This window comes from Gilliamella sp. X-23, from assembly GCF_057063545.1.
Window position 1 is genome coordinate 143,943 of record NZ_JBXSQG010000002.1, and the last position, 17,497, is coordinate 161,439.

Annotated in this window: 13 protein-coding genes and 3 pseudogenes; all 16 read right to left on the minus strand. The window is 34.8% G+C overall.

All coding sequences use genetic code 11. The annotated features are described in order from the left end of the window. Window positions 1-6: 6 nt before the first annotated feature. Window positions 7-2,430: an outer membrane protein assembly factor BamA gene (gene bamA / locus ACYH9I_RS02305; RefSeq protein ID WP_483558596.1), complete on the minus strand. Its 2,424-nt coding sequence runs from the start codon at window positions 2,428-2,430 to the stop codon at window positions 7-9. 25 nt (window positions 2,431-2,455) lie between these two features. Continuing rightward, complete coding sequence (rseP, locus tag ACYH9I_RS02310; RefSeq protein ID WP_483558597.1) at window positions 2,456-3,775, minus strand: RIP metalloprotease RseP; 1,320 nt, start codon at window positions 3,773-3,775, stop codon at window positions 2,456-2,458. 13 nt (window positions 3,776-3,788) lie between these two features. Continuing rightward, complete coding sequence (locus ACYH9I_RS02315) at window positions 3,789-4,631, minus strand: phosphatidate cytidylyltransferase (protein WP_483558599.1); 843 nt, start codon at window positions 4,629-4,631, stop codon at window positions 3,789-3,791. Further along, window positions 4,625-5,356 (minus strand): isoprenyl transferase, encoded by a 732-nt coding sequence (locus ACYH9I_RS02320; RefSeq protein ID WP_160402100.1) that lies wholly within the window; start codon window positions 5,354-5,356, stop codon window positions 4,625-4,627. Before ACYH9I_RS02320 ends, ACYH9I_RS02315 begins: the two co-directional genes overlap by 7 nt. Window positions 5,357-5,407: 51 nt before the next feature. Further along, the gene (crp, locus tag ACYH9I_RS02325; protein ID WP_065560787.1) at window positions 5,408-6,040 is read right to left on the minus strand and encodes a cAMP-activated global transcriptional regulator CRP; all 633 of its coding nucleotides are present in this window, start codon (window positions 6,038-6,040) and stop codon (window positions 5,408-5,410) included. Window positions 6,041-6,126: 86 nt separating this feature from the next. After that, on the minus strand, window positions 6,127-6,333 hold the full coding sequence (locus ACYH9I_RS02330; RefSeq protein WP_091348626.1) for a YheU family protein: 207 nt from the start codon (window positions 6,331-6,333) through the stop codon (window positions 6,127-6,129). A gap of 232 nt (window positions 6,334-6,565) precedes the next feature. Beyond that, window positions 6,566-7,633 (minus strand): hypothetical protein, encoded by a 1,068-nt coding sequence (locus ACYH9I_RS02335; RefSeq protein WP_483558601.1) that lies wholly within the window; start codon window positions 7,631-7,633, stop codon window positions 6,566-6,568. 114 nt (window positions 7,634-7,747) lie between these two features. Then, the gene (locus ACYH9I_RS02340; protein ID WP_483558603.1) at window positions 7,748-10,429 is read right to left on the minus strand and encodes an inverse autotransporter beta domain-containing protein; all 2,682 of its coding nucleotides are present in this window, start codon (window positions 10,427-10,429) and stop codon (window positions 7,748-7,750) included. 384 nt (window positions 10,430-10,813) lie between these two features. Further along, window positions 10,814-12,331 carry an amidophosphoribosyltransferase gene (purF, locus tag ACYH9I_RS02345; RefSeq protein WP_483558605.1) on the minus strand — a complete coding sequence of 506 codons (1,518 nt, stop codon included), beginning with the start codon at window positions 12,329-12,331 and terminating at the stop codon, window positions 10,814-10,816. A gap of 18 nt (window positions 12,332-12,349) precedes the next feature. Continuing rightward, entirely contained in the window at window positions 12,350-12,835 is a 486-nt protein-coding gene (locus ACYH9I_RS02350; protein ID WP_483558726.1) for a CvpA family protein, read from the minus strand. A 79-nt stretch (window positions 12,836-12,914) separates the two neighbouring features. Next, a complete protein-coding gene (locus tag ACYH9I_RS02355) occupies window positions 12,915-13,517 on the minus strand; it encodes an SPOR domain-containing protein (RefSeq protein ID WP_483558606.1) in 603 nt (200 codons plus the stop codon). Further along, on the minus strand, window positions 13,518-14,789 hold the full coding sequence (folC, locus tag ACYH9I_RS02360) for a bifunctional tetrahydrofolate synthase/dihydrofolate synthase (protein ID WP_483558608.1): 1,272 nt from the start codon (window positions 14,787-14,789) through the stop codon (window positions 13,518-13,520). 6 nt (window positions 14,790-14,795) lie between these two features. Then, window positions 14,796-15,686, minus strand: a complete 891-nt coding sequence (accD, locus tag ACYH9I_RS02365) for an acetyl-CoA carboxylase, carboxyltransferase subunit beta (RefSeq protein WP_483558609.1) — start codon at window positions 15,684-15,686, stop codon at window positions 14,796-14,798. A 276-nt stretch (window positions 15,687-15,962) separates the two neighbouring features. After that, window positions 15,963-16,313, minus strand: a pseudogene (locus ACYH9I_RS02370) (hypothetical protein); the annotation flags it as partial. Window positions 16,314-16,437: 124 nt separating this feature from the next. Continuing rightward, window positions 16,438-16,793, minus strand: a pseudogene (locus ACYH9I_RS02375) (hypothetical protein); the annotation flags it as partial. A gap of 119 nt (window positions 16,794-16,912) precedes the next feature. Beyond that, a pseudogene (locus ACYH9I_RS02380) lies at window positions 16,913-17,269 on the minus strand (hypothetical protein); the annotation flags it as partial. Window positions 17,270-17,497: the final 228 nt, after the last annotated feature.

The following is a 17,497-nucleotide window of genomic DNA, read 5'->3' on the forward strand; positions in this document are numbered from 1 at the left end:
CATGAATTACCATGTAGAACCTATATTAAACTGAAATTGTTGTGATGAGTCACCATCATATTTTTTGAATGGTTGCGCATAAGAAAATACCAAAGGACCTAATGGTGACATCCACTGAACAGCAAGACCAGCTGACATTCTAATATCAGATGGAGAGCTATAATCGGGAATATCTCTCCCCTTTAAGTTCCACTCAGTATCCCATACTGTACCCGCATCAAAAAATAGCGATGTTCTAATGTTATCCGCGTATTTTTCTCCAGCAAATGGAGTTGGAACAATCAGCTCTGTACTAGCAAAAGCTATAGCGTTACCACCTACGGCATCTTTTGATTTTGTGCATCCTGATGTATGTTCTAAACTATCACAAACGCCAGCTTTATTAAAATATACGGCTTTAGGACCAACGGTATTTGATTTAAACCCTCTCAATACTGATGCCCCACCAGCATAGAAGTTTTCATAAAATGGCAACTCTTTACCACCTAAACCACCTCCATAACCAAATCGGGCACGGGTTAAAAATATCCAATTATGATCATTGTCAATTGGATAATAGTAAGATGCGTCTGATATCAGTTTATAGAATCGATTATCAAATACAGGTGCGGTGACTTTTGCACTAGCAGTCATTTTTAAACCGTCAGTAGGAAAGAATCCACGATCTAAAGAGTTGTATGTCCAATAAGCATTCAACAATAGATCATTTGTATCATACGTAAATGAATTCTTATCTTTTACATTTTTACCCATAGAATCAAAATAACGCCACATACTATACTGTGGTTGCATATCCGATAATTTATGATTGGCAAATTCCGAACCAAATCGAACAAAATTATTTTCACTAATAGGGAAACCTAAATTTGCCGATGCTCCCCATGTTTTACTTGAGTATTCTGACTCATCATCTTTATCGTCATTTTTATAGGTATTATAGTAAATACTGCCGCCTAAACTTACTCCATCAACTGTAAAATAAGGATCAACAATAGAAATAGATGCAGTTTTATCTGTATCTGTAGTGTTAACATCAAATGAAACACTATTCCCCGTACCTAACCAGTTATCTTGAGAAATACCGGCATTGAAACTAAGACCGCTATCAGAACCAATACCGACACCAAATTTAATACTACCAGTATTACGTTCAGCAACTTTATAAATGATATCAACCTGATCATCTACGCCTGGTACTCGTTCAGTATTTGCTTCAACAGTATCAAAAAAACCAAGTCGACTTAAACGTTCTTTACCTAATTCAACTAATCCATTACTTAACCATGCGCCTTCCATTTGGCGCAGTTCACGACGCACTACGGTTTCGCTTGTTACCGTATTACCAACGATTTTAATATTACGAACATAATAACGTTGACCTACATCAACAAGTACATTTAATTTAACTGTATGTGCACTATCATCCATTTCTGGTTGGATTGAAACTCTAGGATATGCATAACCAAAATTAGCAAGTAAACGCTTAATATTATCTTCAATTTCGGTTATTTTTTTACCATTATAAAGTTCACCAATCGCTACTTTTTCATTAGCAATTTTAGCAATCGCATCTTTATGATTTGCAAAATTACCCATAAATTCAAGTTGAGATAATTTATACTGTTCACCTTCATGAATATTAATTGTAACGTAAATGCCTTTTTTATCTGGCGTTAAACTAACTTGTGTTGACTCTATATTAAAACGAGCGTAACCCCGATTTAAATAAAAGCTCTGCAGTTCATCTAAATCTGAAGATAATTTTTGTTTTTGATATTTACGATCGCCAAGCATATTCCACCAAGGAACCTCATCACGCAAAGTAAAGCGTGCAATGAGTTCTTCTGATGAAAAAGCTTTAGCTCCAACAATATTGATCTGATCAATTAACGCCGATTTGCCTTCAGCAACAACTAACTTTAAATCAACACGATTACGAGATAGAGGAGTTACAACAGCTTTAATTTGAGCATTGTACTTACCAACACTGTAATAAAAATCTTCTAAGCCCTTTTCTATACCTGAAAGCATTGTGCGATCTAACGCTTCGCCTTCACGGATACCTGAACTATCTAGGTTTTTCTTGAGCATATCATCTTTCACTGATTTATTACCAGAAAAAGTGATACTAGCAATAGTAGGGCGTTCTTCAACATGAATAATTAGCTGATCGCCATCACGAGAAACAGTAATATTATCAAAGTTACCACTAGAATAAAGTGATTTGATGATACGGCCTAAATCAGCTTCATTAACATAATCACCAATTTGAATTGGCATTTCAAGTAATGCAGCACCAACTGTCACACGTTGCAAACCTTCAAATTTGATATCTTTCACCACAAAATCATCAACACAAAATGCATTGGAACTATATACGGCTGTAGTACTGAACAGCAAAGATGCTATAAGTAATTTATTTATTTTCATCGTAAATGTTTATAACCTCATTCCATCACAATCGTAAAATATCATTAAATAGGGCAATTCCCATTATTACCATTAATAAAAAAAAGCCAATACGAAAAAAACGCTCTTGTGCTTTATTTGATAAGGCTTTTCCGTTTATTTTTTCAAACAATAAAAAAATAAGGTGGCCGCCATCTAACATAGGTAATGGAACAAGATTGATAATCCCCAAACTTATACTAATAAAGGCTAGAAAATATAAGTAAGGAGTAAAACCATAACTTGCTGTTTGCCCTGCGCTTTTTGCTATTGTTATTGGTCCTGATAAATGTTTTAGTCCAATAACCCCTGTTACTAATTGATAAAGCGAACGAATTGTTAACTTTGTAGTTAACAGTGTTTGCGCAATACCCTTATTAAACCCATCTAAAAAACCATACTGAACAACTCTTGCATCAGATGTAGGATATAAACCCGCAACACCTTCTCCGTTCTTTTGAACAGTCGGTACCAGTTTAAGATAAATATCTTTATTTGCTCGATTAACCTTTAAAATGATAGCTTGAGCTTTTTTAATTGTATTGGAAAAATCATTCCAATCTACATACGATTGCTCATTATAACCAATAATTTTATCGCCAACACGTAAACCAGCCCGCTCAGCAGCAGAATTTGGTACAATTTTACTCACAATCGGATAAATTTCCAACTCTTTAGGCACAAAACCAAACGCCATAATAGCCGAATCTTTTTCTATATCAAAACGCCAATTGTTAATATCTACACTTTTTTTCACTTCTTTTTGATTACTATTATCAGTACTATCAATATAAGAAAAAGTTATATTTGTCTTACCCATTACAGCAATTAAGGCCAAATTGACATCATTCCAATTTTCAATTTTAACATTATCAATGGTCTTCAACTCAGCGCCAGATGGAATTGCGACCGAAGCTGCTGGTGTGTTAGGTATCACATCTTTAACTTTAACTGGATAATGTACTACCCCTATCAAAAAAATAATCCAATAGATAATCAAAGCCAAGATAAAGTTAGCAAATGGACCGGCAAAAATAATTAAAGCACGTTGCCAAATCTTTTTTTTATCAAATGCAAATTTTTCGTCATTGCTTGATAAGATTGTTGCTCTTCCATCAAGCATTTTAACATAACCACCAAGTGGAATCATAGCGATTACCAACTCGGTTCCACTTAAAAATTTATGTGACCAAATTTTTTTACCGAAACCAATTGAAAAGCATTCAACTTTAACCTTGCATAAGCGAGCAATACAAAAATGCCCAAACTCATGAATAGTAACTAATATACTGATAGTAATTACAAATAATAATAGTGACCACAGCAAAATCTATCACCTTTTATAGTAAACAAAAAGATAATGCAGTAAAAACAGGAACAGCAGCAGTTAAGCTATCAATACGATCTAAAATACCGCCATGCCCAGGAATTAAATGACCGCTATCTTTAATACCAGCTTCACGCTTAAACATACTTTCAGTTAAATCGCCTAATACTGAAACAAAAATTGCTAACAAAGAGCTAATAAAAAATACGCTAAATGCCATATCAAACAAATTAAAAAAGTAAGCAATTAGACTAATAATGACTGCCAAACTAACACCACCAATAAAGCCCTCTATAGTCTTACCTGGTGATACTTTTGCTGCTAATTTTCGCTTACCAAATGTTCGCCCTGCAAAATAAGCACCAGTATCTGTAGCCCATACTAGCACAAAGACATAAAGCAGCCAAATTGCGCCTATGTAAGAATTAGAATTATAGTTAATGGAGCGTAATTCAATCATACTAATAAAAAACGGCACTAGTGTAAAAAAAGCAAATAACAATTTTATAACAATTGAATTACGCCAATATTTAGTTGTATCGGGATAGCTAAGTACTAAACACAAAGCAATTATCCACCATATAATCGATAAAAATAAAATAACGCCAAATAACCTTATTTTTAATTCACAGGAGTTGGGAATCAAATAAAGTATACTTAGCAAAACTACGATTGAAACCGCAAAAATCAACCTTGAATACTTGTTAGTAATATGAAGAAACTGAGCCCATTCCCACGCTGCTAGTCCACAAACCAGAATAATAATTAAAGAAAATACTGATAATGGGACAAAAAAAACAACCGCTATAACAAGCGGAATAAGCACAATTGCGGCCAATATACGATGGATTAACATGAGTGTTCCTTATTATGAATGCCACCAAAACGTCGTTCTCTGGCATTAAATACATTGATTGCTTCATCAAATAAAGTCTGATTAAAATCAGGCCATAAGGTATCGGTAAAGTAAAGCTCAGAATAAGCAATTTGCCATAGTAAAAAATTACTAATCCGATATTCGCCACCTGTACGAATAACTAAATCAACTTCGGGAAATTTTCCCATACACATTATTGAAGCAAAACGATCTTCTGTCACTTGTTCTAAAGTGATTTCCCCCTTTTTTATTTGCATAGCCATTTTTTTTGCAGATTGTAAGATATCCCAACGTCCACCATAATTGGCAGCAATATTCAGAACAAGGCCTGAATTGTTTTTGGTTAGATCTTCTGCGCGAACAATCATTTCTTGCAAATGTTCACTAAACCGAGAAATATCACCAATAATATTCAAGCGAACATTATTTTTATGTAAGTTTTTGATTTCTCGATTTAATGCATAAATAAAAAGGGAAATCAGAGCTGAAACTTCATTAGGCGGACGCTTCCAGTTTTCACTACTAAATGCGTATAAAGTAAGGACTTTCACCTTCAATCTTGCCGCATAAGCAACAATTTTCCGTACAGTTTTTAAACCTGCTCGATGACCAATGGCACGCAATTGGTTACGTTGTTGTGCCCAGCGTCCATTTCCATCCATAATTATAGCCACATGACTTGGAATACATCTTTCTTGAGTCATGCCATATCTCGTATTGTATCAATCATTTTATCAATTTATTATTTTGACCAATTAACGTGTACCATAAACGACAATCGTTTTGCCATGTGCAGAAATCAAATGTTGATCTTCAAGCATTTTTAAAATTCGGCCAACTGTTTCTCGTGAACAACCAACTATTTGCCCTATTTCTTGCCGTGTAATTTTAATTTGCATACCATCAGGATGAGTCATTGCATCAGGTTGTTTTGCAAGATTTAAAAGTGTTTGTGCAATGCGTCCAGCTACATCCAAAAATGCTAAATTGCTGACCTTTTCAGAAGTTACTTGTAATCGACTTGCCATTTGGCTCGCAAGACGCATTAAAATATCAGGATTAACTTGGACAAGTTGTTTAAATTTTTTGTATGAAATTTCGGCCACTTCACAACTTGTTTTAGCTTTAACCCAAGCACTTCGCTCGGTGCCTTCTTCAAAAAGGCCTAATTCACCTAAAAACTGATTTTGATTCAAGTAAGACAAAATCATTTCGTTACCTTCATCATCTTTAATCAAAACAGCGACAGAACCTTTTAAAATATAATAGAGAGTTTCTGCTTTTTCACCTTGGTGTATAAGGGTGCTCTTAGCTGGGTATTTATGAATATGGCAGTGAGATAAAAACCATTCTAACGTTGTATCCGATTGCGGTTTACCAATCATTATTGCTACCTCTCTATTTAATTTACATCCAAGACACTATAACAAAGTTACACAATAAATCATATATTAACATACAATCATTTTAATCATTATTTAATTAGTTTAATATCAATTGTTTCATGTAATTGTGACCAAAATATGACTGCAGAACCATTGGCTAACTGAAGTTTAACATCGTTAACTTTTTCTTGTAATGATGTTTCGTGTAAACCGTAATCAGTACCTTCACGCAATACAAAATATTCTATAAGGTTATTTAACGTTTCTGGGTCAAGATCTTGCCAAGGAATATTCATTGTAAATTACATCGAGTTAAATTTGATGCCATTTTAAATCATTAAGTTAATAATAAGAAGTGAGAATTTAATTATTATAGTTTTACTGAGTTTATCGGTTTTATATCAAGACTAAAATAGACAAGATACAAACTGTATTTTACCTAATACGTTCAATATTAAATTAAAACCACAAGCTAATAAAAAACCACTCCGAAGAGTGGCTTTTATAATGTAAGAATCTAGCTTACAATTAGTTTGTTTTAACTTGAAGTTTGTAACCTTGAATACCTGCTTTATGGGTGCTAAAGCTATAAACACTGTTATGCTTAGTACCAGCGGTATCAGAACCTAAGAAGATAGTATCATTTGTGCCTTCTCTATTTCCATTACCGGTAAGAGCAGTTGTGTCAGCTGTTATATTAGTACCTACAAAACCATCTGCAGCTGGGACGTCATTACTATTACCTGTTACATGCCATTCAAACCTAAAGCCACGAGTAAACTCAGATTCAGTAATTTCATAAGTACCATTACTATTTGCATCATCCCATACTATAGCTGCATATCTTTCGCCATATTTAGGTACTAAAGTAGAACCTAAATGAGAATAGCTTTCGCGATTTAAAAGGTTACCTGTGCTATCAACTAGGAAAATACCTAACATACCACTTGAAGGCATAACAGGGCCAGGATTTGTACCACCAGAGTTACCCTCACCAGGCCCCCCAGGGTTACCATTATCACCAGGCACTCCAGGGTTAGATGGTTCAGTACTACCATGAGCAGGGCCGCCTGTCCCAAAGATATCACTTACCCATACCCATTTACCTTTTGTAGGAAGACCAAATTCAGTTTCTGCTAAAACCTGGAAACCGATGCTGGCTTTACCAACGAAATCATTGGTTAATTCAAATACAAGTTCACCTAATTCCGGATCGGTACCATCATAAGTTGATACTACCGTAGGTGTTGGAATGACAGCCCAGCTACCATTTGAATCTTTTCCAGAAATTTTGAGTGACGTTTTTACTTTTCCTGCAGTAGCATTATCAGTATCACCATCTAAATCGGCTAATCGATATTTGATATGAACTTTATCACCTACTCTAACTACGTCACCTGGAGCATATGCTGTGCCATCCGCATGGAATACATCGACAGTCAATTTGTCAGCTACACCTGCATAGGATTTCAATACTGGTGCATTACCGTTGATAAAATTAGCAGTTTCTTTCTGTAACGCAGCAAACGCACTACTTGCTGCATAGCCAGCTAAAAACAAGCCTAGTGCAACTTTTTTAATTGTAAGATTTTTCATGTTTAACTTCCTATTTTTTCTATAAACTAATGTATTATAGTTATACAAACACACCATTAAGTTGGTGTCCCTTCTACTAGATTACCGACAGTTATCGGTAATCTAAACTTTTACTTATCTTAAAACTGTTACTTGCAATTTGAACCCTTGATCCCCAGCACATGCAAGAGGAGAAGATGTTACTTGTCTTAAATCTAGATTATTTGGTGCACCTTGTGCCGCTGGAATACTAGTACCTGATGTTGCATAACTACCGTTTCTACCTTTTATCGTATAATGGACATCAGTTCCCATTGCAACGTTAAACCAAGGTCCATTTGGATTACTAGCAGCATTTGGTAATATTGTTGGTGCAACACCAAGACAAGCATCTGCATTTGAACCAACCAATGACCAAATCACATATGGATTAACGATTGGAGTACCATCAGCTGCAAAGGCTTTAACAAGATATTCCTGACCAACACGCCATTCGTTTGGACCTGCAGGGTCAAACTGAAGTAAAGAACCTGAACTTCTAGCAACTAGTACTCCAGAAGTATTCCAAACTTCAAGACGAGCAGCACTACCACCGATAAAATCAACAGTAGCACTATTAAATGACTTACCCAAACCATACTGTTCTAGAGAAATTGAAAAATTAACTGCTCCAGTAATATTTGAAGCAACATCCAATGCATAACTATCGCCAATTACTTGTAAACCAGCAGCAGTAGAAGCGCGAGATGATACATTATGGTCTTTCGCTATTTTTTCAAATGATTTCACAATAACACAAGCAATTTGCCCTGGACATTGATTGATATTGCCAGAAGTACCATCAATTAAAGCAATTTTTCTACCATTACTCGTTGCCGTCCACAACTTTGAAAATTCGCTAAATGTTTCAGGAACACTGTTCATTACATTTTCATCACTAAATCCATCTACATCTTGAGATGTGTTGATTGCGCCATTGTACACTTTAGGTTTAACAAGAGTTGCTAATACTGTCAAACTAGTTAAGCCATCAGCGGCTTGAGACGTCATTACCGTTTTGTTCCCAAAAGTATCAACTGCCCATACACCAACTTTACGCATCACTGGATCTGGTAATACCTCAAAACTAACTGTGTTGGATGTTGCAGATTTACCGTGACTATCTGAGACGGATAGAGATAAGGAATATTTTCCATTTGTACTAACAGGTAGTCGCTGACCATTTGCATTAACATAACTAGGGGCGACAATTTTCCAGTTATTTGTATCAATTGGTGGGTTAAGCCATGAAGAAGCAGTACAAACTCCCACTGTCGCACATAAAAAACCACCACCAGCATCAATGTCTAGCATATTACCTGCCCATGCTAAACTTGTTAAGTTTTTAGCATTATGAACGCTAACATTTAATGGATAAGTTTGGCCCTCAATTAACTGAGTTTGTTCAAGCCCCAAATCGACAGACATTTTCTTTTCTTTATATTCAAGAACAATGTAATTATTACGATCAACTAAATCATAGCGGCTACCCTTCAAAGAACGGGCAGATTGAACCATATTTGGATCTAACTGGTCTTTTAGTGGAGTACCTATGCGGTAGTTCATCGTTAACTCAGCCTTAGTTGCCTTTTTGTTATCTTGCCCTCGTTTATGTTCTGCTTTAATTGTGAAAAGAGGAACAGGCGTATAATCAAGACCGGCCGTAATTGCTCTTGGATCTTTTTGTAAATTATCTTTACCAAATAATGCGACTTTATCACCATAGTACTGCTCATACATAAGTGATCCACCCAAATGTGGATATTGTGGTAAATAACCTTGGAATCGAACGTCGAAACCTCTTGCAGCTCGTTCTAAGTAATCATCGAAGTCTTTAGAATCCTTCCAATCAGATAAAGGATGATAATAGTTGGCAGCAAACTTCATATAATCAGTCCATGCTTCAGCACCGACACCTAAACGATTGTGCGAGCGCTGAAAATCATGATCAAAAAATACGTTATAACCAAGTAACCATTTTTTATTATCTACATCCCAACGTTGACCAATACCAAAGTTACCTATTCGACGGTTATGTTCATATTCTTGAAACGACACTTGACTAAATATTAATGTATCTTCGGTATCGTACCATGGGCTAAATAACTTCAAGTTGACATTATTAAATGTACCTTTGTCACTCAAATCAAACTGCAATTGAGCTGTACCAAAACGCCCTAGAAAGTCTTGAACGGCGCTACGAGCAGGATCTACAACTTGATTTTTAACTCCATTACGCACATAACTGTCTGCGTAATCTTTACCTCTATTCTTTAAATGCCCAGATAAACCACCGTTATCCGACGAAGTTATTTGTTTCCAATCTTGATTAGCTAAGGTTTGTAATGTTGAAGCAACTTGGGTCGAAAGTGCGTCTTTATCTTTTTTTACATTATAATTTTCATCCGAGCCTAGCTGAGGCAAATTGGCATGTTTGTCATTTTTATCATTTTTTTGTTTAACTGCAGGTAATAAAGGCGAGTTTTCAGGTAAGACTAAACGCTCTCCGACTTCAACTATATCTTTTTTATCAAAGCGCCCTGCATTCATTGCCCGTAACTCCGAAACCGAAATACTACTTAAAAGAGCTATTTGATAAAGGCTACGTTGTTGATTATTTATCATCTCACGAGCTTTTGAACCATCTTTTAATTTAATTACCTTACTGCTATCTACAGAATCTTGCGACATTTGAGAATCAACTGCAAAAGCTGACTGCCATCCTAATGTAGCAATGACAAATGCAGAGATAATTGTCAAATTAAGATTTTTCCTCATCTTAACATTCCTTATTTTCCTACGAAAACCAACATAACACAAAACTTATAGCTAAGACTAACTTGTCTTCATTAAACATTTATGTGTTCATTTATTTTTATATTTCACGCGCTTTACATTTCTTTACATTACAGCTTCTGTAATTGTATTACAGAAAAGTCATTTATCCAAATTATTTTTTTCTTTTTTTGACTTTTTTCATAAATTGCATTTTATATTAATAAAATACAATAAATTAATCAATTAAAATTACGGTTATTATTAAGAAATTAGGGAAAATAACAGATAAAAGTTTAAATAAAAATTACAATAAATAAATAAATAACAACTAAATTTGTAATTTTTAGCTTTTAGATAAAATTTTTTCATAATGATTATCTTTATTTATTGACCTTCATTATAAATATCTAAGTTTTCAGATTCTTTAGAAACTGGATATTTTTTATTTTCACCTCTTTTTTGTTCTAATAATAATAGGTAGTTTTCATCAACTCCCTCGGTAATATATTTTCCATCAAAAACAGAGCACTCTAAATGGCGAATATTCGGGTTTTGTTCTGTGATTGAATCAATTAAATCAGATAAATCTTGAAAAATAAGTTTATCCGCACCAATATTTTTCGCTATTTCATCAACCGTCCGGCTATAAGCAATAAGTTCACTGGCAACAGGCATATCAATACCGTAAACATTTGGATGTCTAATTTCTGGTGCAGCAGAAGCTAAGTAGACTTTTTTAGCACCAACTGAGCGTACCATCTCAAGAATTTCTTTTGAAGTGGTACCTCGTACAATAGAATCATCAACTAATAGTACATTTTTTCCTTCGAATTCAATACGATTAGCATTAAGCTTTCTTCTTACCGATAATTTACGGGCTGCTTGCCCTGGCATGATAAATGTACGACCAACATAGCGATTTTTAACAAACCCTTGTCGGTAAGGTTTGTTTAAAATACGAGCAATTTCAAGAGCTGCATCACATGATGTTTCAGGAATAGGAATGACAACATCAATATCAATATCCTTCCACTCTCTTGCTATTTTTTCCCCTAGCTTTTGACCCATTAAAATGCGTGATTGATAAATCGATACACCATTCATCAATGAATCTGGTCTTGCAAAATAAACATATTCAAAAATACATGGGTAATATTGAGGATTATCAGAACATTGTAGAGAATATAATTGCCCATCTTGTGTAATATAAATTGCTTCGCCCGGCAGGACATCACGCATAAATTCAAAATCAAGAATATCTAATGCAACACTTTCGGATGCAACCATATATTCAATTTTTTGGTTTTCAAGTATCCGTTTCCCAATAACTAAAGGTCGAATCCCATAAGGATCACGAAAAGCGACAAGACCATGGCCAATAATCATTGCAACACAAGCATAGGCGCCTTTAATTATGTTATGTACATTATGTATTGCGGTAAAAATGTTATCTGCGGTAAGTGGATAAGTTGGGAATTTGTCGAGCTCACTAGCGAAAATATTGAGTAAAACTTCAGAATCAGAATTCGTATTAATATGCCTTCGTGCTAGTTCAAATACTTTATCACGTAACTTCTCTGTGTTTGTTAAATTACCATTATGAGCAAGCGTAATACCATAAGGCGAATTGACATAAAAGGGTTGAGCTTCGGATGGACTAGAGCTACCGGCGGTAGGATAACGAACATGCCCTATGCCCAAATTACCTTGCAATCGCTGCATATGATGTTCTTGAAACACATCTTTAACTAAACCATTCGCTTTGCGTAAACGAAAGCGATTTTGATTATCAATAGTAACAATACCGGCTGCATCTTGCCCTCTATGTTGTAATACTGTCAATGCATCATAAATAGATTGATTAACAGTAGTACACCCTACAATACCAACAACACCACACATACTATGATTACCTCAAATTTATTGCACTAAAAACGAAGATGACTGTTGTATAAAATCAAAAAACCAGCGGATAATAAAATGAAAATGAGGGATGAGTTGTGATTGGGTCCAATACACCGATTGTGATAACGGCGTAAACGTATCAACCAAAAAGAGAACAGCAGCTACAACTAAAATTCCTCGTAGCACACCAAAACAAATACCCAATACACGATCAGTGCCAGATAACCCCGTTTTTTGAACTAATTGACCAATAATATACGACACAATTGAACAGACCAACAATGTAGCGATAAATAAAATAACAATTGCAACTGCAATACGGATAACATCGCTATCAAAATAAGTTAAATAATCGGTAATATAGATATAAAATCGACTAGAAATAAAAAAAGCTAAAACCCAGCTAATAAGTGATAATGCTTCTCGTACAAATCCCCGCACTATGCTAATTAATGCAGAAAAAGCAATCACACCAATAATTGTAAAATCAACCCAATTCATCATCATAATAGCTCACAACTTTATATTATTAATATTTTATTTTAATTATTGTTTACAACACAAAAAAACAAAACAACGATTAATTAGAAACGATAATACCTTTTAATTTTGTTAGGTTATTTAAGTTAATAATCACCTGCTCTGCTTGTTCTTTTTTAGCATAAGGACCAACCTGTAATTTAATTAACTGATTAGGTTCAGGTTTTTGAGGAACTGTTCTAACGCTATAATTATTTAACCTTAATAATGCAACTAACTCTTCTATTTTTTGCCGATTTTTTAACGCTGTAAGTTGAATCATATAAGGCTTAGACTCTTGCTGTGTCTGTTGAGACATAGAATGATTAGTTTGTATTGTGGAGATATCAGCATCATCAATACTATCTGATGAATTATCTGAACTTGGATTTTGCTCAGAATCAGGTATGTAAGGGATATCAGGAATATTATTGGTAAAACTATCATCAATACTACTAGGTGATGTTGCAGTCTTTTGATGATTAATAACTTCTGATTGCAAAATAGGCATTGCTGATGTTCGTAAGTTGGGCTTATCCGTTATTATCCATGGAGCAAATATTGCGATAATAAGTAATAATGTAGCGAAACCAATAAGCCGATTTCTTACTCTATTTTGATTTTTGGGATTAATTTGCTGATTGTTCATCATGATTAATTTCACTTAATGCTCAATTTCAGCTAAAACATCAGATACTGTATGAAAAGAACCACATACGACAATAATATCGTCTTTTTTTGCATCATATATTGCCTTTTGATAAGCCTTAGAAACTGTATCAAATGTTGATACATTAAGCTCATCTTTATTCAATAAGTGTTGTTTTAATACCTCGGCTTCACAACCTCGTTCACCATAAAGTGAAGCACAATACCATTTATCGCCTTTTAAGATAGATAAAGTACTTTTAATATCTTTATCTTTAAGCATACCAACAACAAATCTAACTTTGCCCACATTCAAATATTCTGCTTTTAGTTTTTCTAATTGTTGTGTTAAATAAACTGCTGCATGTGGGTTATGTGCTACATCAAGGATCACAAGTGGCGATCGTTGAATAATTTGAAAACGCCCTGTCAAATTGGAATTTTCCAATCCTTTAGTTATTTGGTCTTGTGTTACTTCAAGTGATGAAAAACTTAAGGCGGCAATTGCTGTTGCGGCATTAGCTAAAGGAACATTAGCAATAGGTAGATTTTTATACTGTTTTATTGGCGATTCAAACGTCCATAAATTTTTGTTAATTGGTTGATAACACCAATCACAACCCATTACATAGATAGGACAGTTGACCGATTTAGCCACATTTAAAATAGATGTTGGCATTTCCGGTTCCCCCACAATAGCGATACTTTTAGGTTTAAAGATGCCTGCTTTTTCACGTCCTATACTTTCACGGGTGTCACCTAAATAATCAACATGATCGATACCAATTGTTGTAACTATTGCCACATCAGCATCAACTATATTCGTTGCATCGAGCCGTCCACCAAGTCCCACTTCTAATATAACAACATCTAATTTTGCTTTTTTAAATTGATAAAGCGCAGCAAGCGTTGCATATTCAAAATAAGTAAGTGATATATCACCTCTAGCTTTTTCTATTTCGACAAAGGCTTTTACGGTTTCTTGCTCACTTGACTCTTGGTTATTAATACGCACACGCTCAGTAAAACGTAATAAATGAGGAGAACTATAAACACCAACCTGCAAAGGTTTCTCAAGCAGTATCATTTCAAGTGTTCGGCAAGTGGTTCCTTTGCCATTGGTACCTGCAACGGTAAAAACATAAGGCGCTGGTTGTAATAAATCAAGACGCTGAGCAACCGTCTTTACTCGTTCTAAACCTAAATCAATAGTAGTAGGATGTAATTGCTCTAAATAACAAAGCCATGTGTTTAAATTCGACATGGCATTTGGTTGTGTTTTTTGCATTCTCAATTAAACTGTCTCGTTAAGGATAACATCGTTAAACGGATCGGTTAGTTTCATTAATTTTGCTATTAAACTGGCAACTTTAGGTCGCATATCTTTGCGATGAATGATCATATCAATTGCGCCTTTTTCAAGTAAAAACTCACTACGCTGAAACCCTTCAGGTAATGTTTCACGCACTGTTTGCTGAATCACTCGAGGGCCTGCAAAACCAATTAATGCTTTAGGTTCAGCAATATTAATATCACCTAGCATTGCCAAACTTGCCGATACGCCCCCCATGGTAGGGTCGGTCATTACTGAAATATAAGGCAAACCTTCATCTTGCATTTTAGCAAGAATAGCGCTGGTTTTTGCCATTTGCATTAACGAAAATAGAGCTTCTTGCATTCGCGCACCGCCACTTGTTGAAAAACAAATTAATGGACACTTATCTGCAATGGCTTGTTCTGCTGCGCGCGTAAATAATGCACCAACAACAGAAGACATTGACCCACCAATGAACGCAAACTCAAAACAAGCAACAACGACAGGGATACCAAACAATGAGCCTTTCATCACAACCATTGCTTCTTTTTCATGTGTCTCTTTTTGTGCAGCTGTTAAACGATCTTTATATTTTTTAGTATCTTTAAATTTTAAGATATCTTTAGGCAGAAGATCTGAGCCAATCTCTACATCTGAACCTTCGTCTAGAAAACGGTACAAACGCACACGGGCAGGAATATGCATGTGATGGTCACATTTTGGACAGACTTGTAAGTTAAGATCAAGTTCAACTTGATAAATGACTTGTTCACAGTTGCTACATTTTGTCCAAACACCACCGGGAATATTCGCCTTTTTGTGATCTGACGATATATTATTTTTACTAAGAATTTTTTCAATCCAGCTCATTATGATTCTCGCACTCTGGCACTCTTTATAAATTTGGGGCTATTGTACAATACTTTATTCTAATTCTTAATAGTTGTTTTTATTTTTATCTTATTTTGTAAATAAATTTTGTGGGAAAACACGGCATAAAAATAAAATAGTGAAATAGAACATGATAAATAATAACAGAATGATGAGATAAATGGGATATAACAAAATAAACAGGGAAATAATGAAATTGTTTTTTGAAAAAGTGTTACAAAATATGAAATAAAAAAGTGCTTAAAAAATTTCGCCCTTGTGATATTGGTATAGCTTACGGTAGCCTATGCCCATTTTTGACATTGATCCAAGGGCTTCTTCGCCAAAGTTTTGCAAATTGTTGATATCTTCATTTGCTTTAGGTGCCGAAGTTCCAAGTAATTTACAAAACTCTTCCCATGTCCCAGTAAAACCGCGACCGTCGCGGTCTTTCATTCCTGCAAGTGATTGATATAATTTATTTTCTTTAACATAGGCCATTTTAGAAATCGCGACTGTCGCGGTAAATTTACAAAAAGCATCTGCCATTTTGGCCTGACCTAATAACTGATTTAGTAAATCACGATCATCGTTATATTCGCTTTGAATGCTTGTCATGGTATTCATAGTTTCCGTTATACCTTGCTCATCAATTGCAGGTAGTTCAATTGATTCTTTTGTGGGGTGGGGTTTGCTTTGCGTACCATATTTTTGACTTCTAATTTAATTTATTAACACTTTGTAAGTGCTTTAATTTGCGATATTGGCGTAACTCACGGTAGCTGATGCCCATTTGAGACATACTTTCAAGAGCCTCTTCTCCGAATTCTTTTAAATTTTGAATATCTAAATCAGCCTTCTGTACAGATATACCTAATAAATTACAAAATTCTTCCCAAGTTCCTGTTAAAAAGTCCTAACCGTTAGGACTTTTTTACCTTTCAAATTACGATATAGTTTGTTTTCTTTAACAAAATTTAATTTAGAAGTCCTAACTGTTAGGGAAAATTTAGCAAAAGCATCTGCCATTTTGGCCTGACCTAAAAGCTGATTAACTAGATCGTGCTCTTCGTTATATTCACTTTGAATTGTTGTCATAGTATTCATTACATCATTAATCCCTTGCTCATCAATTGCAGGTAGTTCAATTGATTGTTTTGTGGGGTGGGGTTTGCTTTGCGTACTATATTTTTGACTCCTAATTTATTAACACTTTGTAAATGCATTAATTTTCGATATTGGCGTAATTCACGGTAACCGATGCCCATACGAGACATAGACTCAAGGGCTTCTTCACCTAACATATTTAGATTATGAATATCTTCATCTATTTGTTCAATAGAACGTCCTAATAGAGAACAAAATTCTCGCCATGTACCAGTTAAAAACTCGTGACCGTCACAACTTTTCTTACCTTTTAATACACGATAAAGCTTGTTTTCTTTAACAAATTTTAATTTAGAAGTCGTGACGGTCACGAAAAATTGAGCAAAAGCATCCGCCATTTGAGCTTGACCTAAAAGCTGATTAACTAGATCCCGTTCTTCGTTATATTCACTTTGAATCGTAGTCATAGTATTCATTACGTCATTAAATGCATTAATTTCCGATATTGGCGTAATTCACGGTATCCCGCACCAATACTAGTTAATTTTTCTAGCGCATCTTCGCCAAATATCTTTAAATTTAATAAATCTTCATGAACCTTATTTGAAGATGTATGTAATGCTCGACAAAAACTATCCCAAGTCCCGACGTCGGGAATTTCGTTACCATTTTTGTCTATTCCCTTTTTACCTGATCATGCTTGA

What these genes read in the sequence shown, in the direction of transcription:
- bamA (WP_483558596.1), bottom strand. Translation starts at nt 2,430, where the DNA reads ATGAAAATAAATAAATTACTTATAGCATCTTTGCTGTTCAGTACTACA.
- ACYH9I_RS02315 (WP_483558599.1), bottom strand. Translation starts at nt 4,631, where the DNA reads ATGTTAATCCATCGTATATTGGCCGCAATTGTGCTTATTCCGCTTGTT.
- ACYH9I_RS02320 (WP_160402100.1), bottom strand. Translation starts at nt 5,356, where the DNA reads ATGACTCAAGAAAGATGTATTCCAAGTCATGTGGCTATAATTATGGAT.
- ACYH9I_RS02330 (WP_091348626.1), bottom strand. Translation starts at nt 6,333, where the DNA reads ATGAATATTCCTTGGCAAGATCTTGACCCAGAAACGTTAAATAACCTT.
- ACYH9I_RS02335 (WP_483558601.1), bottom strand. Translation starts at nt 7,633, where the DNA reads ATGAAAAATCTTACAATTAAAAAAGTTGCACTAGGCTTGTTTTTAGCT.
- ACYH9I_RS02340 (WP_483558603.1), bottom strand. Translation starts at nt 10,429, where the DNA reads ATGAGGAAAAATCTTAATTTGACAATTATCTCTGCATTTGTCATTGCT.
- purF (WP_483558605.1), bottom strand. Translation starts at nt 12,331, where the DNA reads ATGTGTGGTGTTGTTGGTATTGTAGGGTGTACTACTGTTAATCAATCT.
- ACYH9I_RS02350 (WP_483558726.1), bottom strand. Translation starts at nt 12,835, where the DNA reads ATGAATTGGGTTGATTTTACAATTATTGGTGTGATTGCTTTTTCTGCA.
- folC (WP_483558608.1), bottom strand. Translation starts at nt 14,789, where the DNA reads ATGCAAAAAACACAACCAAATGCCATGTCGAATTTAAACACATGGCTT.
- accD (WP_483558609.1), bottom strand. Translation starts at nt 15,686, where the DNA reads ATGAGCTGGATTGAAAAAATTCTTAGTAAAAATAATATATCGTCAGAT.